Genomic DNA, 26,501 nt, shown 5'->3' with positions numbered 1-26,501 from the left:
GGTTGACAATAGCCAAACTTAACTGCCAACCACTTCACCCTTATCCAATCTCAAAACCCTGTCCACGCTATCCGGTATCTCGTGCTGGTAGTGGGTAACATATATGAACGTTACATTACTGATGCTGCAAATGGCATCTACCACGCTTTTAAAATGCCGCTGCTGATGGTCGTCCAATCCCTGGCAAGGTTCATCAAATATAAGCAGTGCGGGGTTTTTGATCAACGCGCGGGCAAGCAGGCACAGGCGCTGCGCGCTGGCGGGGATGTTCTTAAGTAGTTGGCGCGCGTATTTATCTATCTCTAAAGCTTTCATCCAGTTGAGCGCCAAGTCAGCGCGTGATTTTACACTTGGGCGGAACAGGCCAAGCGTATCGCAAAAACCGCTTTCTATCACCTGCAGGCAAGAGTTATCCATCGGGAAGTACTGGTAAAGTTCGGGCGATACAAAACCGATCTTACTTTTAATATCCCAGATGCTTTCGCCCGTGCCGCGCTTTTTATCAAACAGGATAATGTTGTTGGCGTAGGCTTGCGGGTTATCGCCATTAATAAGACTCAGTAACGTAGATTTCCCCGCGCCGTTTGGCCCAAGCAAAGCCCAGCGTTCGCCGGGGTTTATTTTCCAGTTTACATTGTTCAGAATGGTTTTGTCGCCGTATTGGATATGCACATCGGCCATAGTTACAATTTGGTTGTAATGATGGCTTGTGTTGTGGTTCGCTAATAATTGTTTAAGCGCGCCAGTATCAACCACCGCTTTTTCTGCGGACTGCGGCCTGGTCTGTTCAAACTCCTGCCTTATAACGCTTTGGCTGATTGCGCCATTGTGCAAAACCGCTACATGGGTGATACAATCCGGGATCTCGAATGCCGATGTAGCCATAATTATGCTTATGCCCGATGCTGATGCCTCGTTAAGTAAAGTATTGAATGATCTGCGGGTTTCCACATCCAGCCCGGTCATGGGGTTATCTAATAGCAGTATCAGCGGGTTTTTAAGCAGGGCGGCGGCTATCATTAACCGTTTGGTTTCGCCGTTAGATAGTTTAATGGTTTGCTTATCAAGAAGGGCGGTTAGGTTTAACGCGATAACTGTCTTGTCAAATGTCCAGTAAGCGGGTTTATGCTGATTTACCTTTACCGTTTGCAGGTATTGGCGCACGGTAAGGGTATCTTCCGAGTCGGACGAGTTATAGCGTTGCTGATAATAAAAATCGGACGTGTTGGACAGCGTTTTAAAGTGGTGCTTTGCCCCGGTAAACGCAATAAATTGATGGAACGTAAGCAGCGTATCGCCGCTAATTTGTTTGTGTATATCATCCATGAAATTATAGATGATGCTGCCACTGTTTATACCCGTGTTACCGGCAATGGTTTGCAGTACAACGCTCTTGCCCGAGCCACTTTTACCAACGAAAGCCCAGTTTTCGCCGTGGTTAAGTTCAAAATTTAAATTTTTAAATAATTGTAGTGTGGCAATCTTTATAGATACGTTTTTTAGGCTAACGAGCGGGTTTTTCATGTTGCGGTGAATTTACACATCGTGACGAAATATTTAGCTGAATGTTAATTTAGAGCAAACAGGAGTATATCAATGGCGTGTTTAATAAAATTTATTAACTTATTAACATTTATTGAATTTATTAAAAAACAATTTTTAGATTAGGAAACCATTATGAACGACAGCCTTTTGAGCAGGCGACAAATTTTTTTTTAGTTTTTTATTATCCCCCCAATAATTGCTATGGAACTATTATTAGTTGCTGTTGAAGCCCTTGTACCAATGAGCCTTTTGGCTATTTTTATTGTATTGATTGCAGTACAATTTTTACCAAGCGACAATACAGAGGCGGAGGAATCTGACTCAAATATGTTGTTGTAATAAATGGTTTGATTGTTGTAATATGATTTTCATCATAAATCTTTACGATAATCTACCATGAAAAAACTTCACTTATTATTACTCGCATTTGCAGTGTTTGCATTTAGCGGATGCTCTGTTATCGGCGGTATTTTTAAAGCCGGTGCTTATACGGCCATTATTGGTATCGTTATAGTTGTATTACTTATTATTTGGCTTATTTCCGCTTTTAGACGTAAATCTTAAGCCGGGTTACAGCCCTGCATCAGTTTGATAATGAACAAGGGCAAACAAATAGAAAAGGTGCCCAATTGGGCACCTTTTCTATTTGTCAATTTTAACGTCTTCGAGTTTCCAGCTTTTACGATCGGCCCAATCGCCGCCCGTGTAGGCTAAATTTACCTGCCAGGCTGTTTTTACAATATGGCCGGTACTATCCTGTGCATCAACAGTAGATGATATGCTGTAATGGTTGTTAGCCGTATCGATCTTCGATTCAAAATCATTTTTGGGAAAGTTTGCCGTACCGGACTGTTTTAGCCTGTCGTTCACAAAAACCTTGGCTATGGCAAATGCTTCTTTAGCGTTGGGCTTGCGGTTTACATGCACCCTGCGGTTTTGTAGTACGCGCAGCATAAATACAATAAATACCAGGGCAAATAAAATACTGAAGATGGTAGCAATACGGATGCGGGGGTGGTGCCTCCAGTGCGTGCTCTTTTTTTCGTCGTTGTTAAGGTTATTCCATTGGGCGTATTTCATGTACAGGGTGTTTCCACATTAAACAATTACACAGGCGAATGTTTTGGAAACGAAAGTATAAGACATAAAAAAACGCCCTTGCAATAAGCAGGGGCGTTTTTCTTAACAAAAAAGATATTACATTTTTTTTGCAGTGTCCATTTTAGCTGAATCCATTTTAGCGGTATCCATTTTAGCAGCTGAATCAACAGTTGAAGCTGAATCCATTTTAGCTGAATCCATTTTAGCTGAATCTGTAGCAGCAGAAGAACCAGAACCTTTACAAGCAGCTGCAGAAACAGCGATAGCTAATGCCAAGAAAGCGATTTTGAATGAATTTTTCATCGTTTTGTTTTTTAAGTGATTTAATAGTTTTTCGTTAGTTAATACCAAAAACAAAAAAAGGTAACCCACTTTTTAAAAAAAAAATGCGGGTTACCCTTAAAAAACTTAAAAAACTTAAAAAATTACGATGTAACTCTTTACTATTTAACCTGTTAGGTTAAATTATTTTTTAGTAGTATCTTTTTTAGTGGTGTCAACTACAACAGTAGTATCTTTTTTCACAGTTGAATCAACTACAACAGTAGTATCGTTTTTGCTGGTATCAGAAGCTGAATCAGCAGAACCTTTACCTTTACAAGCAACAGCAGAAACAGCGATAGCTAAAGCTAAGAATGCGATTTTGAATGAATTTTTCATGTTTTGTGTTTTATTAATGTGTGTATTTTATTCTTATTGGTTGTTAATACCGCTATCCAAAAAAGGTAACCCAATAAAATAAATTATTTTTTTGTGGTATCAACTTTAACGGTATCAGCACCTTTAACAACGGTGTCTTTACTTACGGTTGAATCTACATTAACAACGGTGTCGTTTTTTGAGGTGTCAACACCATCGGTTGGTTTTTTGCTTTCGCAAGATGCGGCAGTAAACGCGATAGCTAATGCTAAGAATGTGATCTTGATTGAATTTTTCATGTTATTGAGTTTATTGTTTTGTAAGTATTAATAGCAAAAAGCCCAAAAGGTAACCCAATAAAAACAAAACCAGCTACCGGTTAAGGTGCGGGTTTCGTTTTTGGCTGCTAATTAGAGCCGTCTTTTTTAACGGTATCGGTACCACCCGATCCTGATTTATCTATACCGGTGTCGATTGAATTAGGCGAGCCGTTTTTACCCGCGTTGGTATCTATCTTTGCCGAATCTACCCGTGTGCTATCAGGCACGCGGGTGGAGTTACCGCTTTTACATGCGTTGAGGCTTCCGGCTACCAATAATGCACCAAGGCAAAATTTTACTGAGTTTTTCATACTTGTATAGTTTTTGTTCGTTTACTATCAAACTCAAAATTAATGCCGCGTTATCCTATCAATTATTTACCGATATTGCGCTTTGCCTGAATCTGGCTGTGCAGCATCGGCACGGCATAAAAAAATAAATCAAATTGTTGGGTTACAATTCATTATAAAAAGTATTAAGTAGTGAATAATCAGTTAAATGTGGAAATGCCGACGGATAGTGAAGTGATCATTGGGATCTTAAACAACTCCGACAGTGTTTTGAAAAAGTTATACCTGGCTTATTTCCCTATGGTGTTACAACTCGTTATTAATAATAATGGCGACGAGGATGAGGCTAAGGATATTTACCAGGAAGCTATAATAGTTCTTTACAATAAGGTTAAGCGGGGCGATTTTGAGCTGAGCAGCAAGTTAAAAACCTACATATATTCGATATGCAGGCGATTATGGCTCAAGCGGCTTAAACAACTAAACAAATACGGTGGGGACATTAAAGATTTCCAGGAGTATTTGGCGGTTGAAGACGAGGTGGATAAACACGAGGAACGCGATATGCAGCTCAATAAAATGGGCGACGCTTTAAAGTTACTTGGCGAACCCTGCAAGACCATTATGGAAGATTTTTATATGCACAACCGCAGCATGCAGGATATATGCGAGCGGTTTGGCTACACAAACGCCGATAACGCGAAAACGCAGAAATACAAATGCCTGCAAAGGCTGAAGAAATTATTTTTTCAGCAATAATAATAAAAGGGGTAAAGAGAATGAAAGATAACCAACTTTTAGAAATGATTGAGCGCTACTTGAGCGGCGAAATGCCTGCTGATGAGCGCAACCAATTTGATGCATTGCGTAAAAAGGATGCAACTATAGACGCTAAAATTGCAGAGCACAAAGAGTTTACATCATTATTAAAGCAATATAACGACCGTTTAAGCCTGCAAATCCGTTTAGACGAGATCCATGATGAGATTGATGTACACACGCTGAAGGAAGACCTAATGGCGCATCCGTCGTGGGTGGTGCAAATGTGGCGTAACCACCACTCTAAGTTCTCGGTGGCGGCGTCTATCGCTATATTTTCGGTATTGCTGGTACTTTACATTACCGGCGACCTAAGCAACCGCGACCCTCGTTTTCAACAATTGAAGCAAGAGGTTGAACGTGTTAAAAAAGAGCAACGTAAGCTGGGCGATAAAACAGACGATATCATCAAATCGGGTAAATCAACCGGGCCGGCTATTTCTGCTAAGTTTAGGGGTACAGGTTTCGCGCTTACGGGTAACGGTTATATTGTAACCAATAACCATGTGGTTAACGGCGCCGATTCTGTTTACGTGCAAAATGTTGACGGCGAATCGTTCCATACCAAGGTTGTTTATACCGATCCGTTGTATGATGTAGCTATTTTGCAGATAAACGATGCCGCCTTTAAAAACCTTGGTACTGTACCTTATAGCTTCAAAAAAGCTAAAAGCGATTTGGGCGAAGCCGTTTATACTTTAGGTTACCCTGGTGATGAACTTAAATTTGGTCCCGGCGCATTAACCGCAGGCACAGGTTTCCACGGCGATACTACCGAATACGAATTGTTTATCCCGGTTAACCCCGGTAACAGTGGTGGTCCTTTAATTGATCAGAAGGGTAACATCATTGGTGTTATTAATGGCAAGCAAACCCAAACATCGGGTGTGGCGTTCGCGGTAAAATCAACCTACCTGCTTAAAGCCATCCAAAGCATCCCTGCCGATTCGTTAAACAAATCGCTTACGCTTAACACCAAAAATACTTTAGCTAATCTAAGCCGTACCCAGCAAATTAAAAAGTTGCGTAATTACGTGTTCAGCGTTAAGGTTTACAACCAATAAAAATCAACAATTAATATATCCAAAAGGGAGGCGAGAAATTGCTTCCCTTTTTTTGTGAGTTATAAGTAACTAATAATTCACATACGCGTCTTATTTTAAACACGGTTATATTTCCATCGCTATATGAAACTTAAACTACTCGCTTGCCTGCTGGCATTACCATTTTTAAGCGTTGCACAACAGCCTTTAACCGGGGCAGACAGCGCCCGTAAACTGATAGATACAGCATTATCTTACGCCAAAAAAAATTCGATATACAGGGGAAATACGGATTGGAATAAATTAAATGATTCTGTCCGCGCGAAAAGCATGGGCGCAAAAAGTATAATTGAAGCTATGCCGGCAGTATTTAAGAAAGGTACGCCGCACGTCGAGACTGCTATGCTGGCTAATGGCTACGGCTATATACTGATACCGGGTAACAACCCCACCAAGCAAGGCGAAACACAAATAATTGCCGCCCAGATCCAGGATTCTCTCTCCAAACTTAACCCGGCCAAGCTTAAAGGGATAATTATCGATCTGAGGTTAAACACGGGCGGTAACATGTGGCCAATGATATTGGGTGTGGGTAACCTGGTAAGCAAGGGTAAGCTTGGCACTTTTATCTATCCCGATGCATCTAAAAATGAATCGTGGCTGGTGAAGGATACCAGCATATATTCGGATACAATTAAGGTTTGCTCTATTAAGGCCATTTGCAAAGTAAATCCGAAAATTAAAATAGCGGTACTAACGTCACCATATACAGCAAGTTCTGGCGAGGCAACGGCAATTACTTTTAAGGGGCAAAAAAATGCCTGTATTATTGGCGATACCACCGCAGGTTATACAACAGCTAATGAAAGTTTTAGTATGTATGGTGTTGAATTCATAATGGCGCAGGCAGCCGAGGCAGATAGGAATGGAAAGATCTATTATAAAAATGTACCGCCTGACAAGGAAGTGATTGCCGGTGATAATTTTACGGATCTAAGTAAAGACGCGAAAATCATAGCGGCGCTTTCTTGGATGAAAGGTAAATAGTAAGTCAGATCTCTTTACCGGTCTACCTCACCAAGCACAAAATCAAGCGAACCGATGATGGCTATCAGGTCTGCTATCATTACGTTTTTGCCTAACTCGGGCAGTACGGATAGGTTATTGAAACTTGGGCCGCGTACTTTACCACGGAAGGGGATCTCTGAACGCTCATTACTGTGCACAAAGTAGAAACCAAGTTCGCCTTTGGCGCCTTCACAGCGGGCGTAATAATCCTGCACTTTTGGGGTAAGCTTACGCGGCAGCTTTGCACGCGGGTCAAAATCCGGGGTGCGTTTTAATTCGTTTTGCAGGCGGTTTATGCATTGTTCAATTATCTTCAATGACTCCTGGATCTCGTCTACACGTACTTTGTATCGGTCCCAGCAATCGCCGGTGGTGCCCATCAGGCCTTTACCTACCGGGATGTCAAAATCCAGTTCGGGGTAAACGGAGTAATTATCTATGCGGCGCAGGTCATATTTTAAACCAGAACCACGCAATACCGGGCCGCTGCAACCAAAGTTAATGGCCACATCCATGGGCAACACGCCAACGTTAGCGGTGCGGCTAATAAAAATTTGGTTATCTGTCAAGAGCTGGTTAAGCTCAACCATTTTTGGTTTAAAGTAGTCAACAAACTCGCGGCATCGCTCTTCAAAGCCCACAGGCAAGTCATAAAATAAACCACCAACCCAGATATAGTTATACAGCATGCGCGAGCCCGAAGCCCATTCCAGCATGCCCATGATATGCTCGCGGTCGCGGAAACACCACAGGAAAGGGGTGAAGGCGCCAATATCAATGCCATATGTGCCAATAGCTATCAGGTGCGATGCAATGCGGTTAAGTTCGCAAACCAGCACGCGGATGTATTCGATGCGTTTGGGGATGTCTTTATCGATGCCCAGCATTTTCTCTACACCCATTACCCAGGCGTGGCTGTTGTTCATAGATGCCAGGTAATCCAACCTGTCGGTAAAGGGGATGGTTTGCTGGTAAGTAAGTGACTCTGCGTGCTTTTCAAAACAACGGTGCAGGTAACCAATATGCGGGATAACCTCCTTAACTATCTCACCATCGGTAATTAGCTCCAACCGCAAAACCCCGTGTGTAGACGGATGCTGCGGCCCCATGTTAAGCACCATGTCTTCCACAGCGGCATCGGCTATCTTTTTATGATAACGTTCAACTGCCTCATTATATAACGGATTTTTTGGCCCCGGCTGCCGGTATTCAAAGTGTAAACCTTTATCGTTGGGCTGTACGGGGTAGTCTATCTTAATACCTTTGTAGTATTCTACGGCGGTATAATCTTTCCTCAACGGATATCCTTCCCAATCATCGGGTAGTAAAATTCTGCGCAGATCCGGGTGGTTTTCAAAAAATACCCCTACCAGGTCATAAGCTTCGCGCTCGTGCCAATCGGCAGTGCGGTAAACGGAGACTATGCTTGGGAATGATGGTAGATTATCCGGGCTGCGGTCATTCTCCTTGCTTATCTTAAGCGTTAACTGCAAATGGTAGGGGATTGACGACAGGTGGTAAACCACACCAAAACGGCCGGCTTCTGCACCATAGTCCATCCCGGTAAGGCAGGAAAGGAAATCAAAATAAGTTTTGGGATTATTGCGCAGTTCCAAACAAACCTCAACAATACGCTCGGGGTTAATGAGCAGGGCGGGTTGCAGGCTGGTGCGTTCTTCGCCGGTAATTACATCCTCGCCAAACTTTTGGGTAAGCAATAATTTAATATCGTCAAAACTCATGGCGCCAGGCGAACAATCTTCCAGTTTTTATTATCGGTTTTCTTGTAAACTATCCTATCGTGCAGGCGACTGCGTCGGCCCTGCCAAAACTCTATCAGGCGTGGTCTTAGTACATAGCCGCCCCAGTACGATGGTTTTGGCACATCGCCATCGGCGTACTCTAATTCTAAAGCTGCCATTTTTTGTTCCAGTTCTTCGCGGCCATTAATTTCCTGGCTTTGCGGCGATGCGGCTGCACCTATCTGGCTTAACTTAGGGCGTGTGTGAAAGTATTTTTCAGAATAATTCTTATCCAACTTTTCAATAGTGCCCTCAATCCTTATCTGGCGTTCCATATCTCCCCAGTGGAAAATAAGGGCACCAAGCGGGTTTTTGGCTATCTCTTTACCTTTACGGCTCAGGTAGTTGGTGTAAAACTTAAAGCCATCATCGCTAAAGCCTTTCAATAAAACTATCCGGGCGCTTGGGCGGCCATCCAATGTAGCGGTAGCCAAAGTCATGGCGTTTGGCTCGTGCACTTTGTAATTAATGGCTTCGTTAAACCATTTATCAAATTGGCGGATGGGGTCGGCATTTACGTCGGTTTCGTTTAACGATGCCGCGGCGTAGTCCTGCCTTAAATTTTCTATATCTTTCTGATCCATTATCGCAAACTTACAAATTAATTATACCGTACATACAGCTACACGGTTCATTTTATTAACTAACGAACATATTTTTACATTAAGTGTTATTTATTTAAATTCATAACCTATGTTAAGTCCCATTGCGGCGGCTGCAGGCCGTTTATTAATATCTGAACCATTTATGCCCGACCCTAACTTTAAACGGTCGGTTATCCTGCTTACCGAATACTCTGAGGCGGGTGCAATGGGTTTTATATTGAACCATCAAACAGAAATGCTGCTGGGCGATATTTTGCCTGACGTTTCCTATTCAGAGATCCCCGTATATATGGGCGGCCCTGTTGCCGAAAATACCCTGCATTATATTCACCGATGCCCCGAAAAAATTGACGGCGGGATAGAGATCTGGGATGGTATTTACTGGGGAGGCGATTTTGAGCAGATCAAACAACTGATAACCAATTACCAGTTAACCGAAAATGAGATCAAGTTTTTTACAGGATACTCGGGATGGACGCCTAACCAGTTAGACGACGAACTGCGCGAGGATGCTTGGATAGTAGCCAACAAATTTGAAGCCGACGCGATATTCAGCAACAACGAGCATAACCTTTGGAAAGAGGTGGTTATAAGCCTTGGTCAACGTTACGCGCATATCGCCAACTTTCCCGAGAACCCAATGCTGAACTAACCGTGGAATATAAAATCACGAAAAAGCCTGCAACTAATTTAGTTGCAGGCTTTTTTATTATATAGAATTAAGTTTATTCTTTAGTTGCTGTAGTAGTTTCAGCATCGCCCTTGGCATCTTTAAAAGATTTCATGCCTTCGCCAAGGCCACGCATTAATTGAGGTATTTTTTTACCGCCAAATAATAACAATATGGCAATGATGATCAAAATAATTTCTGGTGCTCCCATGATTTTTTTATTTAATATGTTGGTTGTTATTTAAAGATACGCTGTATCGCCGTAAATAGTTTCATTTGAAGAAACTTTATTTTCCTTCCATCTCGGCCGCCGAAGCCTCAACTACTTGTTTTAATTTTTCTTTATAGGCGATAAGGTTAGTAACAAGGTATTCATCAGCAGTAGATAAAATTTGCGCGGCCAGGATCCCTGCGTTTTTCGCAGCGTTTAAGGCTACCGTTGCCACCGGGATGCCGTTTGGCATTTGCAGAATGCTCAGGATAGAATCCCAGCCATCGATAGAATTGCTTGATTTTACGGGTACGCCAATAACAGGCAAGTGCGTTAATGATGCCACCATCCCCGGCAAATGCGCCGCACCGCCGGCACCGGCAATAATTACCTTAATACCACGATCTGCAGCAGCACGGGCGTAGCTAAACATCCTGTCGGGCGTGCGATGTGCCGATACAACAGTTATTTCGTATTCTACATCCAGTTCTTTCAAAACATCCGCAGCATCTTGCATAATGTGTAGATCTGACTTGCTGCCCATTATAATGGCGATTTTTGGTTGAAGAGCGGTTATAGTTGATGGTTGATGGTTCATAGTAAAAATTATAATGAGTTTCGAAGTGCGGTTATCATTTTGACGAGCACTTCATAATCGGTATAAAAATCTTGAAAAGATGTGTCGTCTAAATATATCCTTCTTTTAGCTATAAACAAGCAGCTAACTACTTCAATAGCAGAGCGAAGAGAGTAGTTTAGGAACAATTTGAACACAGCTTTACTCTGGCCGGTAGACCCTTCGGCAATATTTAAAACAACGGAGTCGGCCGCTCTTTTGATTTGCGAAGTTAAAACATAGACTTCGTCTTTAGGAAATGTTTTACTCAGCTGGTTTATTCGTTCATCTAAGTCCATAGCTTTTTGCCAAACTTGCAGGTCTTCAAATCTAAATGCCATTAACCTTGTTTATTTTTTTGTCATGAACTATGAACCATCAACCATTAACTTTCTAACTTACTACCTTCAGCGTCTGCTGCACATAACGTGCTTTTTCAATCGCTTTTTCCCTGTCACTGTCTATTATCGTAACGTGCCCCATTTTACGGAACGGTTTTGTTAATGCCTTGCCGTAAAGGTGTACGTACACGCCGGCGCATTTTAGGATTTTCTCTATTCCCTGGTAAACAGCAGGGCCCTCGTGGCCGGCTTCGCCTAAAATATTTACCATAATGGCGTTGCTAAGGCAGGCAGTATCGCCCAGTGGCTGGTCAAAAATGGCGCGCAGGTGCTGTTCAAATTGGGATACTACGTTGCCCTCGATGCTTTGGTGGCCGCTGTTATGCGGGCGCGGGGCAAGTTCATTCACCAACATCTGCCCGTCTTTGGTCAGGAACATCTCTACAGCCAGGATGCCTACTATGTTTAGCGTTTCGGCAATGCGTTTGGCAATGTTCTCGGCTTCCATTTGTACCTCGAAAGGCAGGGTAGAGGGCGAGATCAAAAACTCAACGAGGTTAGCTTCGGGGTTAAACTCCATTTCTACGAGCGGGAAGGTTTTAACTTCGCCGCTTTCGTTACGGGCCACTATTACGCCTATCTCTTTTTCAAAATCTACGAGGCGCTCTATAAGGCTTGGTTCGGTAAAGGCATTGGCCAATGAACTTTCGTTGTTAACGCGGTAAACGCCTTTGCCGTCGTAACCATCGCGGCGTAACTTTTGGATATATGGGAATGGGATATGGCTTGTCTTCAATTGCTCGGGCGATGAGATCACCTGGAACTCGGCCGTTGGGATGTCGTTCTCTTTAAAGAATTGCTTTTGCAGGCCTTTATCCTGGATCAATCGGATAATGCGCGATTGCGGGTAAACAGCAATACCCTCTTTTTCCAGTTGTTCTAAAGCGTCAACGTTAACCTTTTCTATCTCAATGGTAAGCAGGTCAACCTTTTTACCAAAGTTGTAAACGGTTTCATAATCGCTAAGCGAACCCACAACAAACTCGTTGCAAAGCCGGCGGCAGGGGGCCTCACGGTCGGGGTCTAATACCTTAACGGTAACGTTATAATTTATTGCCTGCTGTATCAGCATGCGCCCAAGCTGGCCGCCGCCTAATATCCCTAATTTTAAATCGCCGTAAAATGCTTTCATGTATAGGCTACAAATTTACCTAAATCTTTTAAATAGCGGTTGAAGAATTATTTCTTGACGAAAATCTTAAAATAAGCTTTCTATTTACTGTTTTTATCGTCACAATTACATCACAATAACTGTTAAAACCTTTACAGATAGGCCTAAAAAGCCTACCTTTGCAGCGTTTTTACACACCACATATTATCATCCATGAAAACCAAAATAGCAGTAGCAAAAGGTGACGGTATAGGCCCCGAAATTATGGCCGCCGTGCTCCGCATATTTGAAGCCGCAAACGTACAGCTCGATTATGAGTATGTAGAAATGGGCAAATCTTACTTTGATGCAGGCCACTCCACCGGGATGACCGCACAGGCAAAAGAAACCATTGAGCGTTTAGGTCTGCTGTTTAAAGGCCCTATGGAAACCCCAAAAGGTAAAGGCGTAAAAAGCATCAACGTTACCGCCCGCAAGGTGTGGAATACTTATGCTAACCAGCGCGATTTCCGTTCGCTTAACGGTGTTGATACCGTTTTCTCTAAAGCAGGCATCCCCATTAACCTTACCATCGTTCGCGAAAATATTGAAGATACTTACGGGGGCATCGAGCACTTGCTGACCAACGACGTTGCTGTTGGCCGCCGTATCATTACCCGCCCGGGCTCGGCCCAGGTTATCCGTTACGCTTTTGAAATGGCGCGCCGTAAAGGTTATACCAAACTGGCTTGCGGCCACAAGGCCAACATCATGAAACTAACAGACGGCTTGTTCCTGGAAACGTTTTATGAAATAGCACGCGAATACCCAGATATCGAATCATCTGATATTATTGTGGATGATCTTTGTATGAAACTGGTTTCGCGCCCGGAGATATTCCAGGCTATCGTTTTAACCAACTTACAGGGCGATATCGTATCTGACCTTTGTGCCGGCTTGGTTGGCGGCCTTGGTTTTGCACCATCTGCAAACATTGGCGATAATATTTCCATTTTTGAGGCTGTACACGGTACCGCGCCGGATATTGCTGGTCGTGGTATTGCAAACCCTACTGCGTTATTGCTATCGGGTATATTGATGCTGCGTTATTTAGGTTTTACCACCGCCGCTGCCAATATCGAAAACTCGTTACTATACACGCTTGAACAAGGCATACACACCGGTGATTTTGGTGACAAAGCTACCGAAGCTGCCAATACAGAAACTTTTGCTGATGCCGTTATCGCTAACCTTGGCCACATCCCGGCGATAGGGGCGGTTATTGGCCAGCCAGATATGGAAGTGAAAGCAAACCACGATCATCCCCTAAAAAATAAATTAACCGTTACCAAAGCAGCCACTACCGAAGAAATGGTAGGCGTGGATGTTTTTGTAGAATCGAGCAAACAGCCAAACGAACTTGCCGAGCTTGCAAAACGCAAACAAACGGATAACTTCCAGTTGGTGATGATCTCTAACCGTGGTACGCAGGTATGGCCAACCGGCTCTATATTTACCGAGTTGGTGAACGAATACCGCATCCGTTTTGAAAAGAAGGACGGTACCGAGATCACCCAGAAAGAGATCCTGCTTATCGCTGCCGACCTTTCTGATGACTTTAAAGTTTGCTCTGTTGAGTTCCTGATGAAGTTTGACGGTAAAATTGGTTATACCCTGGCGCAGGGGCAATAAGTCAAAGTTTAAGTTAAAAGTAAAAAGGCCTGTATGTCAATTTTGATGCACAGGCCTTTTTCTTTTAGAATATTTGCTAACTAATCTATCAGTCGCTATTTACCGTTTTTCTGCCTACTTCGTTGTTATCCGGTTCCTCGGGATTTATTTTTTTGACGTAGATCTCATCTACTAAAATAATGATGATGGAAAGGAGTGGAACGGCCAAGATTATACCCAATACACCGGACAGGACGCCCATTAGTACCTGGCTAATGATGGTTAAGGCAGGCGGGATATTGATCATCTTTTTCTGTATAAGCGGCGTAACAATATTACTTACAATGGTTTGCGATACAATGTAAAGCAAAGCCACGATGATGGCGGTATTAAGGTCCTGGGTTAAAGCGAGCAGTACGCCGGGTATCATTGCAACCAGCGAGCCAAAGTTTGGTATAAGCTTCAAAAGGCCCGTTAACAAGGCAAGTACAAGCGCCACCGGGATGCCAATAACGGTTAAGCCTGTGCTTATCATAATAAATATCAGCACCATAGAAAGCATCATGCCCTTTAACCATCCTTTTAAAGCCTGGCTAATACGGTCGATAACTTTTTTTGCCATGGGCTTGTTTTTCCCGGGGAACAGTTTGATGATACCGTCTTTATAAAGCGATGGATGCGTAGAAAAGAAGAGCCCCAGGAACATGATGATGTAAATGTTACCTAATACCCCAAAGCTGGTACTGAAAAAACTACGCGCGGTAGTAAACATTTTATCGCTGTTGCCATCATCGTTAAAGTACTCTAACACTTTAGAACCAAGCGGGCTGCCGCCAAGCTTTGCCTTAAAGTTATTGATGGTTTCGGGGAGGCTTTCATTTAAAATAGCTATCTGGCCCTGTATGGTGGTGCCCATGAACCACAGCAGCGTAACCAGTAGCAGGAAAGAGCCACCAACAGAAATTGCCATGCAAACCTTACGGTTCCATTTGGTTTTGCGCTCTATCATATCGCCAAGGCCGTGGAAGTAAACAGATATTAGCGCTCCTGCCAATATCATCAGTATTACATTAAAGGCAACGCGGGCAATTAATATGGCTACTACAAGCAGGGCTACAATGGCAACGGTATGCCATACTTTTTCAATATAGGTGAGTTCTTTTGAAGGTTTTTCAGGGGTCGGCTTTATATCGGGCATTATGCGGGGTTAATTTATTTACTAAGGACACACAACATTCTTAAAAGTTTTAAAGAAATAAGGAAGACCAATGTTTACCGGTGAGATGCCTTAACCTTGTTAAAATAAACGATAAGTTTTTCAATATTGCCAATACCGTAATGGTTGGCTTTTATTTGGTCTACCACCTCGGGCTCGTCGCCCATCACCTCGCTCATTACATCTATGAAATTCGCGTTGGTAAGGTGTTGCATACTGGCTGTACTGCTGCCATAGTAATAATATAATTTGCCTTTATTGCCACCGCCGCCATTGCCGCCAATGCTAATACCCACGCCACCGCCGTATGATGTGCCGTAAGTACCTGTACCAAAACCAACAGATGGCGCAACCTGCACTTTTTTGCCACCGCCGCCGCCACTGCCTGCGCCGCGGGTAGCATAAATTTTTATAGGCTCGTCTACAGCTACGCGCACAAAGTCAAATTCCTTTTTTGCCCAGGTTTCGTTACCGGGGGCATGGGCTACCACAAAGCTGTCCCTGCCCGCAACAAAGGCTTGCAGATCGCTGGTGCTGAGGTAATAGGCTGTGGAATGTTCCTCGTCCTTAAATTCAATAAAACCCTCATCGGCAATAGGGCCGCGGCCGCCCGGGTTGGGATGGATGTAGCCATTTGTTTTTACACCCTTAACGTCAACAAAATAGCCGGGCAACCATTTTTGCGCGCTTGCTTTTTGGCCTGATAATAATATAAACAGCGCCATAAACGCTGCCGAAAATAAATGCTTTTTATACTTAGTTGTCATATGATCTTTTTGGCATTTGCCCGGTTAGGTAATAAGTTACCAGGTCCTGCATATCACCATAACGAAAAGTTTTATCTTTAATTTTAGCCACCACCTCCGGTTTGTCGGCCATCAGGTCGCTCATCACCTCAACAAATTGTTTCTTCTCTAACTTTGTTACCTTATCTGGCGTTTTGCCATAGTAATATATAGTTTTTACGCCGCCGCCAACCGATGTGCCTAAGCCAACACCCATGCCGAAGCTGCCGGTAAAACCGCCTGTGTTAATCATCAGCGGGAAACCGTTCCTGGTTACCTTATTGGTGTAAAGTTTGGTGGGATTATCTAATACCACCGTCATAAACGGGCTGTTTTTAAACAATACGTTATGTGATACCACGATGCTGTCGTCACCCATAATAAAAGCGTTCACTTTGTAATAGGGAACGGGAATAGTTTCGGCCATTTCATCCCTGCGGTAAAGTACCATGTCGCCATCCTCGTATTCGCCTTTGTGCGGTGGAACCCAGGAGATAAGCCCATCGAAGATCTCGCCATTGGTATGGTAAATCCTGCCCTCGTACCATTCGCGGTTAGGGCCCTGCGCGTTGGCAGTGAACGAGCCTGCAAGCATTAGGAGGATAAGTATTGTTTTGCGCATTGTTCTGTTTAATTAATCCAACATCGATTTTGGATAATTGTCTGTTCTGTAGAAATACAACAGTTCTTTTAGCTTACCTATTTTAAAAGTTTTATCCTGAACTTTTTTAACAACGTATGCTTTGCTGGCAAGGGCCTGGCTCATAACTTCTATAAAGTTCTTTTTTTCCAATCTTGTCACATGATCAGGGTCTGTGCCATAATAGTATTTATTATCAGTGCCCGAATACGTTGGGGTCATATACATTAACCCACCCGCACCCGGCGTCATACCTCCGCCGTTTGATGATACCATTGTAAAACTGTATATCTTAACGTCGCCATTTAATAAAACGTGTAAGAACGGCGCTTTTTCAAATTCCTTGTTTGTAGTTACAAAAAAGCTATCCATCATGGCGCTATCGTTTTTCATGGCGAATGCCTTAAACTCAGTGTTTTTTAATTTTATCCTATCCGCTGCTTTATCAGTTTTAAAATAAATATTATCGCCCTTGCCGCCAAATATGGATTTTTGGGGCGGCGACCACGAAATAAGCCCGGTATGCTTTACGCCGATAAAGTCGTAATAAAAGCCTTCGCTATAGTGCTTGCCAAATAATTGCGCGTTTGCCGAAATTGTAATGCTTAAAATACAAAGCAGGAGTAAAATTTTCTTCATAAATGGTTTAGATTTGAAACCAAATATAAACCATTTTTTGACATGATAACAGTTGATCTGCGCAGCGATACCGTAACTAAACCAACCCCGGGGATGCTTGAGGCCATGTGGGGCGCCAAAGTTGGCGACGATGTGTTTGGCGAGGACGAAACAGTGAACGCCCTGGAGCAAAAAGCTGCAGAAATGTTTGGGATGGAAGCCGCCATTTACTGCCCGTCGGGCACCATGACCAACCAGATAGCCATTAAATGTTTTACCCAGCCACTCGATGAACTGATTGCCGACCAAACCGCGCACGTTTACCGTTACGAGGGAGGGGGCATCGCCTTCAATTCGGGTGTATCAACCAGGTTGCTGAACGGTTACCGGGGTATAATAACCGCAGAGATGATAGCGCCGGAGATCAACGACGAGAATATACATTATCCGCACACCAGCCTGGTGGTGTTAGAAAATACTGTTAACAAAGGCGGTGGCAGTTGCTACACGCTTAATCATATCAGCCCAATTGCCGAACTATGCAAGCAACGAGGCTTAAAACTACACCTTGATGGAGCCCGCGTTTTTAATGCCCTTGCCCATACGGGCGATAAAGCTATTGATTATGGGAAGCATTTCGATGGTATCTCCGTATGCCTGTCAAAGGGATTGGGCGCGCCGGTTGGCTCTGTTCTGCTGGCCGATAAAGCGACGATCAAGTACGCCCGCCGCATCCGTAAAGTTTTGGGTGGCGGAATGCGCCAGGCCGGTTTCCTTGCCGCGGCAGGGATCTATGCCTTAGATCACCACGTGGAGCGTTTAAAGATAGACCATGCCCACGCCCGCATCTTAGGCCAGGAACTTGCCAAATGTACCTGGGTAACCAACGTTATGCCTGTGGAAACTAACATTGTTTTATTTGATACCGTTGAACCCGCTGCCGCTATCCTTGCTAAACTTGCCGACAAAGGCATTAAAGCAAGCAGCACCGATACCCACCGCATCCGTTTTGTAACGCATTTGGATGTGCAGGCCGAAGGGGTAGAGTACGTGGTAGATGTTATGAAAGGATTATAATCTAAAGTTGTAATTGTAAAATGGGTACGGTTTCGGCCCCGGCAACACTGCTAAATATCTGATGAAGCCTGATTCTATTTAACACCGATTCAACATACTCCCGGAAATGATAGATAGTTTACTTTTTAACATGCAACAGCTGATAGCGCTTAGCCCGGCAGAGATTGACATGGTAAAATCTTTGTTTAAGGAAAAGTTGTATAAGAAAGGCGACTTTTTTTTAGAGGAAGGGCGGGTTTGCAAACATGTAGGCTATGTTACAAAGGGGTTGCTACGTTACTACATCAATCATGATGGGGAGGAGAAAACATACGCCTTTTCGCAAGAAAATAATTTTGTATGTAATTACGAAAGCTTCCTCCCGCAGGAACCATCTTCCAAAATCATCCAGGCTTTAGAAGATAGTGTCATTTTAGTGATATCGCATGCCGGCCTGCAATCATTATATGCCAACGTTAATGAAGGGGAACGTTTTGGCAGGCTTGCCATTGAATCAGTTTTTTTACAATTGCTAAAAGATATCGACTCATTACATACAGAAACCCCCGAAATACGCTACGAGCGGTTTTTAAGTAATCATGCCGACATCCTGCAAAGGGTGTCACAATACCATATCGCATCATTTGTGGGTGTTAAGCCGCAATCGCTTAGCCGTATCCGTAAAAGAATTTTCACTCAGCTTTAAATTTGTTAACCCAGGTGCATGAACGCTTGTTGCAGCCACGGTAATTTTGTTTCAATATTTAAAACAAAATATCATGACAACAAAAGTTTCTTACGCGATGGCATTTTTATTAGGGCTGGGAATGATTTTCCTGGGAGTCCGGTTCTTTTTATCTCCCGAAGCGGCAACAGCCGGATTCGGCATTCATTTTAGCGCACATGGCGATTATTCCCTTCACTACACTAAAGGTATCAGGGATGTATTTTCCGGGCTGCTTTTGTGCGCTTTTGTTTTGATGAAGCAAAGGCGGGCCGTTGGGGTGACATTATTAGCCGGCACTATAATTCCTGTAAACGATATGCTTGTTGTGCTTAGCAAAAGCTACAACGGTGTTATTCAAGCCATGCCACATATTATCGCTATCGTCATCTGCGCCGTATTTGGGATTATTTTATTGGCAACCAAACCCAAAAAAGCAACCTTATGAAAAACCAGGGATTAATTAAATTAATCAGTTCTGTAAACAGCCACAAACAAAGTAAGCTGGAATTGAATATTTTACCGGACGAAAAAACTCCCTGGCATTACCATACGTTGTTTTCAGAAACGTTTGAAGTTTTAAAGGGTACGCTGGAAGTTGGAAAAGGTAAAAACGTTCTACATTTGAACATCGGGGATATCGCGACCATAGAAGAGGGCGAAAAACACTATTATCACAATGTTTCTGATGAAGAATGTGTTATAACCGTCACTATTGATCCGGGCAACAAGAACTTCGAGAACGCCCTTTTTATATTAAAGGGGCTTGCTGAAGACGGCTTTGCAAGCAATGCCGGGACACCAAAATCTTTTTTAGACCTGGTGCTATTTGTTTACTTAAGCAATTCAAAAATGGTAGGATTTAAAAAGGTAGCGGAGCCTTTATTTAATTTTTTCGCTAAAATCGCGATCAGAAATGGGCGTCTAAGTAGATTGATTGAGAGGTATTGTAACTAATAATTTCTCAAGTGATTCAACTTAAAACTTATCCATTAAACTCATGTTGTATCTTACACATGAACCGCCTCGTAAAAAAACTCGAAAAAATCGGCCGCGACCCAAAATCTACTGCTAAGGCGGTAGGCCTGCGCTATGTTTCAGATTCTACCCCCGGCTATACCCGCAAAAAAAGTGGCAAGGGCTGGTCGTATCTTGATGCCGACGGCAAAACGGTAAAGGATAAGGAGTTGGCAGAGCGGTTCAATAAACTGGTTATCCCACCGGCTTACACCAATGTGTGGATCTCGCCATATGACAACGGGCACCTGCAATTTACAGGCACAGATGCCGCAGGGCGCAAGCAATACCGTTACCATGCGCATTGGAACAAGATCCGCAATCAATCTAAATATCACCGCCTGCAAACTTTTGCATCGCACTTGCCTGCTATTCGCGAGCAAATTGATAAAGACCTTGCCCGCCCTAAGCTCGATCATGAAAAAGTAGTTGCCCTTGTGGTGCGCCTGATGGAACTCACCAGCATCCGTGTAGGAAACGAATCATACAAAAAACTTTACGGTTCCTTTGGTTTAACCACCCTGATGGATAAGCACGTGAAGATAGAAGGTAACCAGATGAAGTTTGAGTTTAAGGGCAAAAAAGGGGTGATGCATAAAATTGCCTTGCAAAGTAAAAAGCTTGCGAAACTGGTTAAGCAATGCCGGGACATCCCCGGCAAGGAGTTGTTTCAATATTATAATGATGATAATACCCACTGCACCATAGGTTCCGGGGATATCAATACCTATTTGAAACAAATTACGGGCGAGGACTTCACCGCTAAAGATTTCCGTACCTGGGCGGGCAGCGTGAGCGCGTTGTATGCCTTTAAGGAAGCCGGGGAATTTGATACGATATCCGAATGTAAAAAGAAGATCGTAAGCGTGCTGGATGAGGTAGCCATTAACCTGGGTAATACCCGGACAGTGTGCAAAAAATATTACGTGCACCCAACTGTTATAAAAAGCTACGAAGAAGGTTCTATATTTAAGTATATCCGGGAACTTGATGAGGATAAGGATGTAAAATCGTCTGAATTAAACAGGGCAGAAAGAGCTTTATTAGAGATATTGGAGAAAGAAAAGCTTGCTGAAGCGAGTTAAACAACATTTAATAAAAGTTTGTCATGCTGAACGATAGTGAAGCATCTGACGCTACGCCCTGTAAACGATTGCAGAGTTCAATAATAGATCCTTCGCTATCGCTCAGGATGACAAAATAGACAAAAAAAGGTTGACCAGGCTCGGCCCGATCAACCTTAAAATAGGTTAACAATTTAACTGATCTTATTATTGTTTCCCTTTTTTGGTGTAGATATAAACCACACCATATTTGGCTTTATCGCCGTATTTCTTAACCGTATCGGTGCTATTGCTGGTGCTCATGCGGTCAATATCAAAAGCCGATAATTTTTTCAATTCTTTTTCGCTTGCTATTTTATCGTCAATCACAATTAACTTGTCGGATATGCGGTCCATACTACCAAGTCTTAACATGGTTGTCCTTGGATAATCAGTAATTATATTTGCCACTCTGTTCTTTGTGCCGTAACCTGTTACCACCACCTCTTTTACAGCCGATGCATCAGTATAAGTCCCGGTGGCTGAAAATGATGTAGGCTTGCCTTGTACAATAATTACGGGGTCCACAGCTTTACGCAACATGTACTCAACACCTGCAACGCCTTTGGCCGGGTAACTTACACGCACAATTCCCGAGTCTAACACGATCTCTTTTATCTCGTCTGCCGGGATAGTTGATGCGTTGCCATGTGCAACTATCCTTACATTAGTCACCTTACCTTTTACTCCATCTAATAAATTTATCGTTTCAACTTCTTTAAGGGTAAGGTTTTTAGGGTCTTTGGTTACTCCATTTAGCCTGATCTTATCAACTCGGTTGATGTTTAGTTTTTCGGCGAATGCTTTGCCTGCTTCCGAGTCTTTAGTGGTTACAAATATTACGTTCCGTTTATTGTCAAAATTGAAAATGCTTTTATTTCCTGTTAGGTTATTCAAATCATTTTGCCCCATGATGTTAATGCTGGTGATGGTGCCGGGGTCAACTTTATAGAATATCGTGTTATCAACCTTTTTGCCGTTCAACACTACGTTCATCGAGTCGATAGAGTGGCTCTTGTCTAAGCTTATCGAAAAGGCTTGCTTTCTGCCTGTATCAGGTTTAGTATCGTAAGTAAAGGCAAAGTTTTGTTTTATTTTAATGGTATCAGCTTTAGTTACAAAGGGAGCCTTCTTTTTAACAGGAGTAGTATCAGCAAAAGCTAAAGTAGTTTGGGTTGCTTGTGTAATAGCCAGGGTTAGCGGTTTCATAGCCAAGGCAATTTTGTGGGTAATGGGTTTTGCTATCTCCGCTTTCGACAGCGTAAATACCAATAGCAATGCAATAACGGCAGGTACAACAAACGCGTAACGCGTTAATGTAAACCTCGAAGATCTTTTTGCGTTCATCATGATTATACGTTTTTTAATGGTTGAAATATTAAAGTGGTTTACGATCCCCGGCGTGGTGTTGGCGTTAAAACTCACGTTCACCAGGCTGTATTGATAGGTTTTACTGTCGAAGCCCTTGTTCAGGATCTTCCTGTCGGTAATAAACTCGATGTTTTCGCGTACTGCCTTTTTCATCAGCCAGATGCCGGGGTTAAACCAGTAGAAAATGCTGCTAAGTTCGGCAAGCAAAATATCTATGGTATGCCAGCCGTTAACATGTACCTGCTCGTGCAGCAATATGGCTTTCAAATCGGCAGGGGTGTGGTTGGCGGGGTTTACATAGATGCTCCTCCAAAAGGAAAATGGTGCCGCTTCGCCCTGTATCAACCTTACATCATGCTCATGAATGGTTGCCGACTTAGATCTGCGGTGCAATTGAAATAACGAGAATAACTGCATCATCAGCCTGAAGGCTAAGAAGATAGCCCCCGCCCAAAAGATAACCGTAGCCCAGGCCCAATAATTAGGTTGGGTTAAAGGCTTTATCAGGCTCTGTGCCGGTGCCTGCCAATTTAGTATCACGGTTTGTACCGGTTTGGTAAGGGTTTCGTGGCGCTGGGCAAAATCGCTCAGGTCAATTTTTGGGTAAAGGGTTGCAAACAGTATGGCAACCATCAGGTACACCCGGTTAAGCGTGTAAAAGGTAAGGTGGCGAAGCACCAGGTAATAGCCCGCGCAAAATAGCAGCAGGGCTATGTTCACTTTAAACAGAAATTCGAATAAAGCAGGCATGATATTAAGATTTAGGTTTTTCTATCAGGTTAAGGATTTCTTTTAACTCGCTGGCGCTGATCTTTTTTTCGTTGGCGAAAAAGGTAACCAGGTCTTTATAAGAGTTTTTGAAATAGTCGCTCACAAAGCCGCTCATGAAACGTTTTTTATACTCTTCTTCAACGATGGCCGGGGTATAGCGGAACGAGTTGCCCAGTTTTTCGCCGGTTACAAAACCTTTACGTTCCAGGTTTTTTATGGTTGAAGCGAGGGTGGTGTAGGGAGGCTTAGGCTCGGCCATCTGGTCCAAAAAGTCTTTTATGAATCCCGTGCCCGCCTGCCATACGGCCTGCATGGCTTCTTCCTCTTGTTGTGATAATTTCTCCATTGCTATCTACGATTATTTCGTAAATATACGACTATTTCGTAATGATGCAAATTAATTAACAGAATTTAACAAGTTATTTCTCGTACTGAATCTTGAAGAATATTGCGAATAGTTTCATTAAAATAAAACTATTTTTACCAGCTATGGGATTAAGAACAGTACTTCGCAAGTGGCTTAAATACGAAAGGCCAAGCGAATTTTTAAATGAGTGTTATTCGCAGGAAGGGGAGGATGCTATTTTAAACCGTATATTTCACGATAAGGCAAACGGCTTTTTTATTGATATTGGCGCGCATCATCCGTTACGTTTTTCAAACACTTATAAGTTTTATAAAAAAGGTTGGCGGGGTATTAATGTTGACGCGATGCCCGGTAGTATGGCGATATTTAAACAATTGCGTCCGCTTGATATAAATTTAGAAATACCCGTTTCTGATAAAAAGGAAAGGCTACCTTTTTATATATTTAAAGAAGGTGCATTAAATACACTGCTAAAAAGCCACGCCGATACCCTTGTTGCTAAAGGACATCGTGTAGAAAAGATGATAGATATTGAAACAGATACGCTGTTGAATATTCTTGATAAATATATGCCGACTAACACGGTTATAGATTTTATGTCAATAGATGCGGAAGGCTTTGACTTTAACATCCTAAGATCTAACGATTGGAGTAAATACCGCCCCAATATCGTGCTTATTGAAAGTGAGCCCGACCCCGACTTTTTCCTTACATCTGAGTTGTACCGATATATGCAGGCCAATGATTATAGCTTTTACGCTAAATCGTTTAAAACGTTTTTTGTGAAGGATAATAACTATCAGCCTATTTAGTGACCAAGAAACTTGATTATTAACAGAATTTAACAAAAATATTTGTGCAAAATTTTTTGGCGTAATACTGTGTTTGAAAACTTATCGTTTTAAGACCCCAATGGTTGGCTAAGCAGCCGTTTCCCGGTGAGCCAAATTATGTTAGATTTGGGTACCAATCGTACTTAATACAAAATTATTTATTATGCCAATCACCACCACTGTTATAACCGGCGCAACATCCGGCATCGGTAGGGAAACCGCTTTGGCGCTGGCCAAAAAAGACCACGCGCTATACCTTTTGGTACGCGATACCGAAAGAGGCGAGCAATTAAAGCAAGAAATTATATCGGCCACAAAAAACCGGAATATTTATATAGTACCGTGCGACCTTGCCGATCTGCATAGCGTGCGAAATGCAGCCGGGATCTTAAAAAGCAGCCTGCTATCAATAAACATATTGATCAATAACGCGGGCGGCATTTTTGCCGAACGTGAAGAAAGTAAAGACGGTTTTGAAATGACCTTCGCGGTAAACCATCTTGCGCATTTTTTACTGGTGCAGTGCCTTTTGCCGTTGTTAGAAAAAGGACAGGCGCGCATTATTAATGTAAGTTCTGAAGCGCACCGCATGGCTAAACCAAACTTTAACGATCTGCAGTGGACCAAGCGGCCATACTCGGCGTGGAAGGCTTACGGTACCGCCAAACTATTTAATATATACTTTACGCGGTCATTGGCTATTAAATATGGTACAAAGGGGATAAGTGCTTTTGCCTTGCACCCGGGGCTGGTAAATACCGGCTTTGGCACGGGGCTTAGCGGTATGGGCAAGTTGTTGATGTCGTTAGCGCGGCCATTTATGATCTCGGCAGAGAACGGCGCGCAAACCACTATTTACCTGGCATTGGCTACCCGAATTGATGCCCAAAGCGGTAAGTATTTTAAAAGCAGTCGGCCTGCGAATACATCTGCCGAAGCAACAAATGATGTTGGACGCGACAGGCTTTGGGAGCTAAGCATGGAAATGATAGAACCTTCTTAAATTAGGTAGGTAATATTATTGTGGCATGTTGCAGGATCAGATTTATTGACTTAGATTAGAAGTTTAAACATACGCTTACACAATTATGACAATCAACAGAAAATTAATAGTAACTATAGGGCTTTTATCTGCCGTAGCTTTTATGGCGATGGTACCTGCCACAAAAAAACCTGCCGAAGAGAAGTTCAAGAACCTTAAAGTTTTACCCAAAGATATTACTGGCGAAGAAATGCACAAAGTGATGGAAGAGTGGGAACACGCCTTAGGAGCGCGCTGTAGCTTTTGCCATGTACGTAACGAGGATACCAAGAAAATGGATTTTGCTGCAGACGGTAAACCCGAAAAAGATATGGCCCGCGAAATGTATAAAATGACGCAGGACATCAACAAAAAATATTTTCACGCGGGAAAAGATAGCACCGACAGGATAATGGAAAGCAGCATTAACTGCTATAGCTGCCACCGTGGTGTATCGCACCCGGAAGTGGTAAGGGCATCAGAACTGCCACGCCAGCCACGCCCGGGTACACCACCGGCACCGGGCCAGCCAGCATGGGCGCCTGCACCAGGAACCGCGCCTGCACAAGGCACGCCGCCAGCACAAACACCTGCCCCAGAAAAGAAACCATAAGGTTTGGTTTTTTAACCACAAAGGGCACAAAATTATAATCAAAAGGCCGCTAAGATTTCTTAGCGGCCTTTCTTGTTTATCAATATGCACTTTGGGACAGGGTATGAGGATAAACCCGGTAGATAATGTAGGTTGTGGTTAAGCCTCTCTTAATTGCCTCATTACCAAGTAAGAAGTAATCTCTTACTACACAGTGCCGTTAAGGAGCACTTGCAACGTATACCAGGTTGCAATCTTAAGAGGTGTAATGAATGTGCTGAGGTCTTATGTGCTGATGTGTTTTAAATCAACGTTAGTCCGCTCATTCGCCGTGGAAAGCTATTACTTTGTATCAAGACAAAGTAATACAAAAATCAAGACAAAAAAATCCTTCTCCGCACAGGCCTTTACCCATCGGCCACGGTTTTTTGTCGGCCCACCGCTCTTTAATACTCACCTTCCGTAGTACTGTATAAAACGATTACAAAATTTTAAT

Annotated in this window: 33 protein-coding genes and 1 pseudogene; 15 read left to right on the top strand and 19 right to left on the bottom strand. The window is 43.1% G+C overall.

Annotation, left to right across the window (positions count from 1 at the left end; all coding sequences use genetic code 11):
* Window positions 1–18: 18 nt before the first annotated feature.
* Window positions 19–1,524, bottom strand: coding sequence for an ATP-binding cassette domain-containing protein (locus ABIB39_RS15785; RefSeq protein WP_354431126.1), 1,506 nt, complete (start codon window positions 1,522–1,524; stop codon window positions 19–21).
* Between the two features lie 222 nt (window positions 1,525–1,746).
* On the opposite strand from ABIB39_RS15785, the gene ABIB39_RS15780 reads away from it, so the two are divergent.
* Window positions 1,747–1,884 carry a hypothetical protein gene (locus ABIB39_RS15780; protein ID WP_354431125.1) on the top strand — a complete coding sequence of 46 codons (138 nt, stop codon included), beginning with the start codon at window positions 1,747–1,749 and terminating at the stop codon, window positions 1,882–1,884.
* 57 nt (window positions 1,885–1,941) lie between these two features.
* Window positions 1,942–2,109, top strand: a complete 168-nt coding sequence (locus ABIB39_RS15775) for a hypothetical protein (protein ID WP_354431124.1) — start codon at window positions 1,942–1,944, stop codon at window positions 2,107–2,109.
* 78 nt (window positions 2,110–2,187) lie between these two features.
* On the opposite strand, the gene ABIB39_RS15770 is transcribed toward ABIB39_RS15775, so the two are convergent.
* The 5 genes from ABIB39_RS15770 to ABIB39_RS15750 all read right to left on the bottom strand — a co-directional run bounded on the left by ABIB39_RS15770 (window position 2,188) and on the right by ABIB39_RS15750 (window position 3,916).
* Complete coding sequence (locus ABIB39_RS15770) at window positions 2,188–2,625, bottom strand: hypothetical protein (protein ID WP_354431123.1); 438 nt, start codon at window positions 2,623–2,625, stop codon at window positions 2,188–2,190.
* Between the two features lie 117 nt (window positions 2,626–2,742).
* Window positions 2,743–2,949 (bottom strand): hypothetical protein, encoded by a 207-nt coding sequence (locus ABIB39_RS15765; protein WP_354431122.1) that lies wholly within the window; start codon window positions 2,947–2,949, stop codon window positions 2,743–2,745.
* Window positions 2,950–3,111: 162 nt separating this feature from the next.
* Window positions 3,112–3,306, bottom strand: a complete 195-nt coding sequence (locus tag ABIB39_RS15760; protein ID WP_354431121.1) for a hypothetical protein — start codon at window positions 3,304–3,306, stop codon at window positions 3,112–3,114.
* A gap of 83 nt (window positions 3,307–3,389) precedes the next feature.
* Window positions 3,390–3,584 (bottom strand): hypothetical protein, encoded by a 195-nt coding sequence (locus ABIB39_RS15755; RefSeq protein ID WP_354431120.1) that lies wholly within the window; start codon window positions 3,582–3,584, stop codon window positions 3,390–3,392.
* A 107-nt stretch (window positions 3,585–3,691) separates the two neighbouring features.
* Entirely contained in the window at window positions 3,692–3,916 is a 225-nt protein-coding gene (locus ABIB39_RS15750; RefSeq protein WP_354431119.1) for a hypothetical protein, read from the bottom strand.
* A 195-nt stretch (window positions 3,917–4,111) separates the two neighbouring features.
* Here ABIB39_RS15750 and ABIB39_RS15745 point away from each other — a divergent pair, with 195 nt between their 5' ends.
* The 3 genes from ABIB39_RS15745 (at window position 4,112) to ABIB39_RS15735 (ending at window position 6,804) form a co-directional block, all read left to right on the top strand.
* A complete protein-coding gene (locus tag ABIB39_RS15745) occupies window positions 4,112–4,654 on the top strand; it encodes an RNA polymerase sigma factor (protein ID WP_502916207.1) in 543 nt (180 codons plus the stop codon).
* A 20-nt stretch (window positions 4,655–4,674) separates the two neighbouring features.
* Window positions 4,675–5,778 carry a S1C family serine protease gene (locus ABIB39_RS15740; protein WP_354431117.1) on the top strand — a complete coding sequence of 368 codons (1,104 nt, stop codon included), beginning with the start codon at window positions 4,675–4,677 and terminating at the stop codon, window positions 5,776–5,778.
* Window positions 5,779–5,901: 123 nt separating this feature from the next.
* Window positions 5,902–6,804, top strand: coding sequence for a S41 family peptidase (locus ABIB39_RS15735; protein ID WP_354431116.1), 903 nt, complete (start codon window positions 5,902–5,904; stop codon window positions 6,802–6,804).
* Window positions 6,805–6,818: 14 nt separating this feature from the next.
* On the opposite strand, the gene ABIB39_RS15730 is transcribed toward ABIB39_RS15735, so the two are convergent.
* The 3 genes and pseudogenes from ABIB39_RS15730 to pdxH all read right to left on the bottom strand — a co-directional run bounded on the left by ABIB39_RS15730 (window position 6,819) and on the right by pdxH (window position 9,211).
* Window positions 6,819–7,946 (bottom strand): NADH-quinone oxidoreductase subunit D, encoded by a 1,128-nt coding sequence (locus ABIB39_RS15730; RefSeq protein ID WP_354431166.1) that lies wholly within the window; start codon window positions 7,944–7,946, stop codon window positions 6,819–6,821.
* 162 nt (window positions 7,947–8,108) lie between these two features.
* A pseudogene (locus ABIB39_RS15725) lies at window positions 8,109–8,567 on the bottom strand (NADH-quinone oxidoreductase subunit C); the annotation flags it as partial.
* Window positions 8,564–9,211, bottom strand: a complete 648-nt coding sequence (gene pdxH, locus ABIB39_RS15720; protein ID WP_354431115.1) for a pyridoxamine 5'-phosphate oxidase — start codon at window positions 9,209–9,211, stop codon at window positions 8,564–8,566. The gene pdxH and the pseudogene ABIB39_RS15725, both read right to left, overlap by 4 nt.
* A gap of 109 nt (window positions 9,212–9,320) precedes the next feature.
* On the opposite strand from pdxH, the gene ABIB39_RS15715 reads away from it, so the two are divergent.
* Window positions 9,321–9,884, top strand: coding sequence for a YqgE/AlgH family protein (locus ABIB39_RS15715; protein WP_354431114.1), 564 nt, complete (start codon window positions 9,321–9,323; stop codon window positions 9,882–9,884).
* Window positions 9,885–9,957: 73 nt separating this feature from the next.
* Here ABIB39_RS15715 and tatA read toward each other — a convergent pair whose 3' ends face one another.
* The 4 genes from tatA to ABIB39_RS15695 all read right to left on the bottom strand — a co-directional run bounded on the left by tatA (window position 9,958) and on the right by ABIB39_RS15695 (window position 12,262).
* Window positions 9,958–10,113, bottom strand: coding sequence for a twin-arginine translocase TatA/TatE family subunit (tatA, locus tag ABIB39_RS15710; protein WP_252757359.1), 156 nt, complete (start codon window positions 10,111–10,113; stop codon window positions 9,958–9,960).
* Window positions 10,114–10,189: 76 nt separating this feature from the next.
* Complete coding sequence (purE, locus tag ABIB39_RS15705) at window positions 10,190–10,711, bottom strand: 5-(carboxyamino)imidazole ribonucleotide mutase (protein ID WP_354431113.1); 522 nt, start codon at window positions 10,709–10,711, stop codon at window positions 10,190–10,192.
* Window positions 10,712–10,719: 8 nt separating this feature from the next.
* On the bottom strand, window positions 10,720–11,070 hold the full coding sequence (locus ABIB39_RS15700; protein WP_354431112.1) for a four helix bundle protein: 351 nt from the start codon (window positions 11,068–11,070) through the stop codon (window positions 10,720–10,722).
* Window positions 11,071–11,122: 52 nt separating this feature from the next.
* Window positions 11,123–12,262 carry a 5-(carboxyamino)imidazole ribonucleotide synthase gene (locus ABIB39_RS15695; RefSeq protein WP_354431111.1) on the bottom strand — a complete coding sequence of 380 codons (1,140 nt, stop codon included), beginning with the start codon at window positions 12,260–12,262 and terminating at the stop codon, window positions 11,123–11,125.
* 192 nt (window positions 12,263–12,454) lie between these two features.
* On the opposite strand from ABIB39_RS15695, the gene ABIB39_RS15690 reads away from it, so the two are divergent.
* Entirely contained in the window at window positions 12,455–13,912 is a 1,458-nt protein-coding gene (locus ABIB39_RS15690) for an NADP-dependent isocitrate dehydrogenase (protein ID WP_354431110.1), read from the top strand.
* A gap of 88 nt (window positions 13,913–14,000) precedes the next feature.
* Here the strand turns inward: ABIB39_RS15690 and ABIB39_RS15685 are convergent, their stop codons facing one another.
* The 4 genes from ABIB39_RS15685 to ABIB39_RS15670 all read right to left on the bottom strand — a co-directional run bounded on the left by ABIB39_RS15685 (window position 14,001) and on the right by ABIB39_RS15670 (window position 17,171).
* Entirely contained in the window at window positions 14,001–15,089 is a 1,089-nt protein-coding gene (locus ABIB39_RS15685; RefSeq protein WP_354431109.1) for an AI-2E family transporter, read from the bottom strand.
* Window positions 15,090–15,163: 74 nt separating this feature from the next.
* Entirely contained in the window at window positions 15,164–15,874 is a 711-nt protein-coding gene (locus tag ABIB39_RS15680) for a hypothetical protein (RefSeq protein WP_354431108.1), read from the bottom strand.
* Window positions 15,864–16,514: a hypothetical protein gene (locus ABIB39_RS15675; RefSeq protein ID WP_354431107.1), complete on the bottom strand. Its 651-nt coding sequence runs from the start codon at window positions 16,512–16,514 to the stop codon at window positions 15,864–15,866. Before ABIB39_RS15675 ends, ABIB39_RS15680 begins: the two co-directional genes overlap by 11 nt.
* Before the next feature lie 12 nt (window positions 16,515–16,526).
* The gene (locus ABIB39_RS15670; protein WP_354431106.1) at window positions 16,527–17,171 is read right to left on the bottom strand and encodes a hypothetical protein; all 645 of its coding nucleotides are present in this window, start codon (window positions 17,169–17,171) and stop codon (window positions 16,527–16,529) included.
* Window positions 17,172–17,213: 42 nt separating this feature from the next.
* Here ABIB39_RS15670 and ABIB39_RS15665 point away from each other — a divergent pair, with 42 nt between their 5' ends.
* The 5 genes from ABIB39_RS15665 (at window position 17,214) to ABIB39_RS15645 (ending at window position 21,032) form a co-directional block, all read left to right on the top strand.
* Complete coding sequence (locus ABIB39_RS15665; RefSeq protein ID WP_354431105.1) at window positions 17,214–18,227, top strand: threonine aldolase family protein; 1,014 nt, start codon at window positions 17,214–17,216, stop codon at window positions 18,225–18,227.
* Window positions 18,228–18,333: 106 nt separating this feature from the next.
* Window positions 18,334–18,912, top strand: a complete 579-nt coding sequence (locus ABIB39_RS15660) for a Crp/Fnr family transcriptional regulator (protein WP_354431104.1) — start codon at window positions 18,334–18,336, stop codon at window positions 18,910–18,912.
* A gap of 73 nt (window positions 18,913–18,985) precedes the next feature.
* A complete protein-coding gene (locus ABIB39_RS15655; RefSeq protein WP_354431103.1) occupies window positions 18,986–19,378 on the top strand; it encodes a DUF4267 domain-containing protein in 393 nt (130 codons plus the stop codon).
* A complete protein-coding gene (locus ABIB39_RS15650; protein WP_354431102.1) occupies window positions 19,375–19,887 on the top strand; it encodes a cupin domain-containing protein in 513 nt (170 codons plus the stop codon). Before ABIB39_RS15655 ends, ABIB39_RS15650 begins: the two co-directional genes overlap by 4 nt.
* Window positions 19,888–19,946: 59 nt before the next feature.
* On the top strand, window positions 19,947–21,032 hold the full coding sequence (locus ABIB39_RS15645; protein ID WP_354431101.1) for a DNA topoisomerase IB: 1,086 nt from the start codon (window positions 19,947–19,949) through the stop codon (window positions 21,030–21,032).
* A 186-nt stretch (window positions 21,033–21,218) separates the two neighbouring features.
* On the opposite strand, the gene ABIB39_RS15640 is transcribed toward ABIB39_RS15645, so the two are convergent.
* Together ABIB39_RS15640 and ABIB39_RS15635 are read right to left on the bottom strand one after the other, a co-directional pair.
* Window positions 21,219–23,171: a M56 family metallopeptidase gene (locus ABIB39_RS15640; protein WP_354431100.1), complete on the bottom strand. Its 1,953-nt coding sequence runs from the start codon at window positions 23,169–23,171 to the stop codon at window positions 21,219–21,221.
* A gap of 4 nt (window positions 23,172–23,175) precedes the next feature.
* On the bottom strand, window positions 23,176–23,538 hold the full coding sequence (locus ABIB39_RS15635) for a BlaI/MecI/CopY family transcriptional regulator (RefSeq protein ID WP_354431099.1): 363 nt from the start codon (window positions 23,536–23,538) through the stop codon (window positions 23,176–23,178).
* Window positions 23,539–23,681: 143 nt separating this feature from the next.
* Here ABIB39_RS15635 and ABIB39_RS15630 point away from each other — a divergent pair, with 143 nt between their 5' ends.
* From ABIB39_RS15630 to ABIB39_RS15620, 3 genes are all read left to right on the top strand, one after another.
* Window positions 23,682–24,371 (top strand): FkbM family methyltransferase, encoded by a 690-nt coding sequence (locus ABIB39_RS15630; protein WP_354431098.1) that lies wholly within the window; start codon window positions 23,682–23,684, stop codon window positions 24,369–24,371.
* Between the two features lie 184 nt (window positions 24,372–24,555).
* Window positions 24,556–25,395 (top strand): SDR family oxidoreductase, encoded by an 840-nt coding sequence (locus ABIB39_RS15625; protein ID WP_354431097.1) that lies wholly within the window; start codon window positions 24,556–24,558, stop codon window positions 25,393–25,395.
* An 85-nt stretch (window positions 25,396–25,480) separates the two neighbouring features.
* Window positions 25,481–26,026: a c-type cytochrome gene (locus ABIB39_RS15620; protein ID WP_354431096.1), complete on the top strand. Its 546-nt coding sequence runs from the start codon at window positions 25,481–25,483 to the stop codon at window positions 26,024–26,026.
* The last annotated feature ends 475 nt before the right edge of the window (window positions 26,027–26,501 follow it).

The sequence above is a fragment of the Mucilaginibacter sp. UYP27 genome, assembly GCF_040547175.1.
Lineage (GTDB): Bacteria > Bacteroidota > Bacteroidia > Sphingobacteriales > Sphingobacteriaceae > Mucilaginibacter.
Note: the sequence above shows the minus strand (reverse complement) of the source record. Positions and strands in the feature narration are given on the sequence as shown.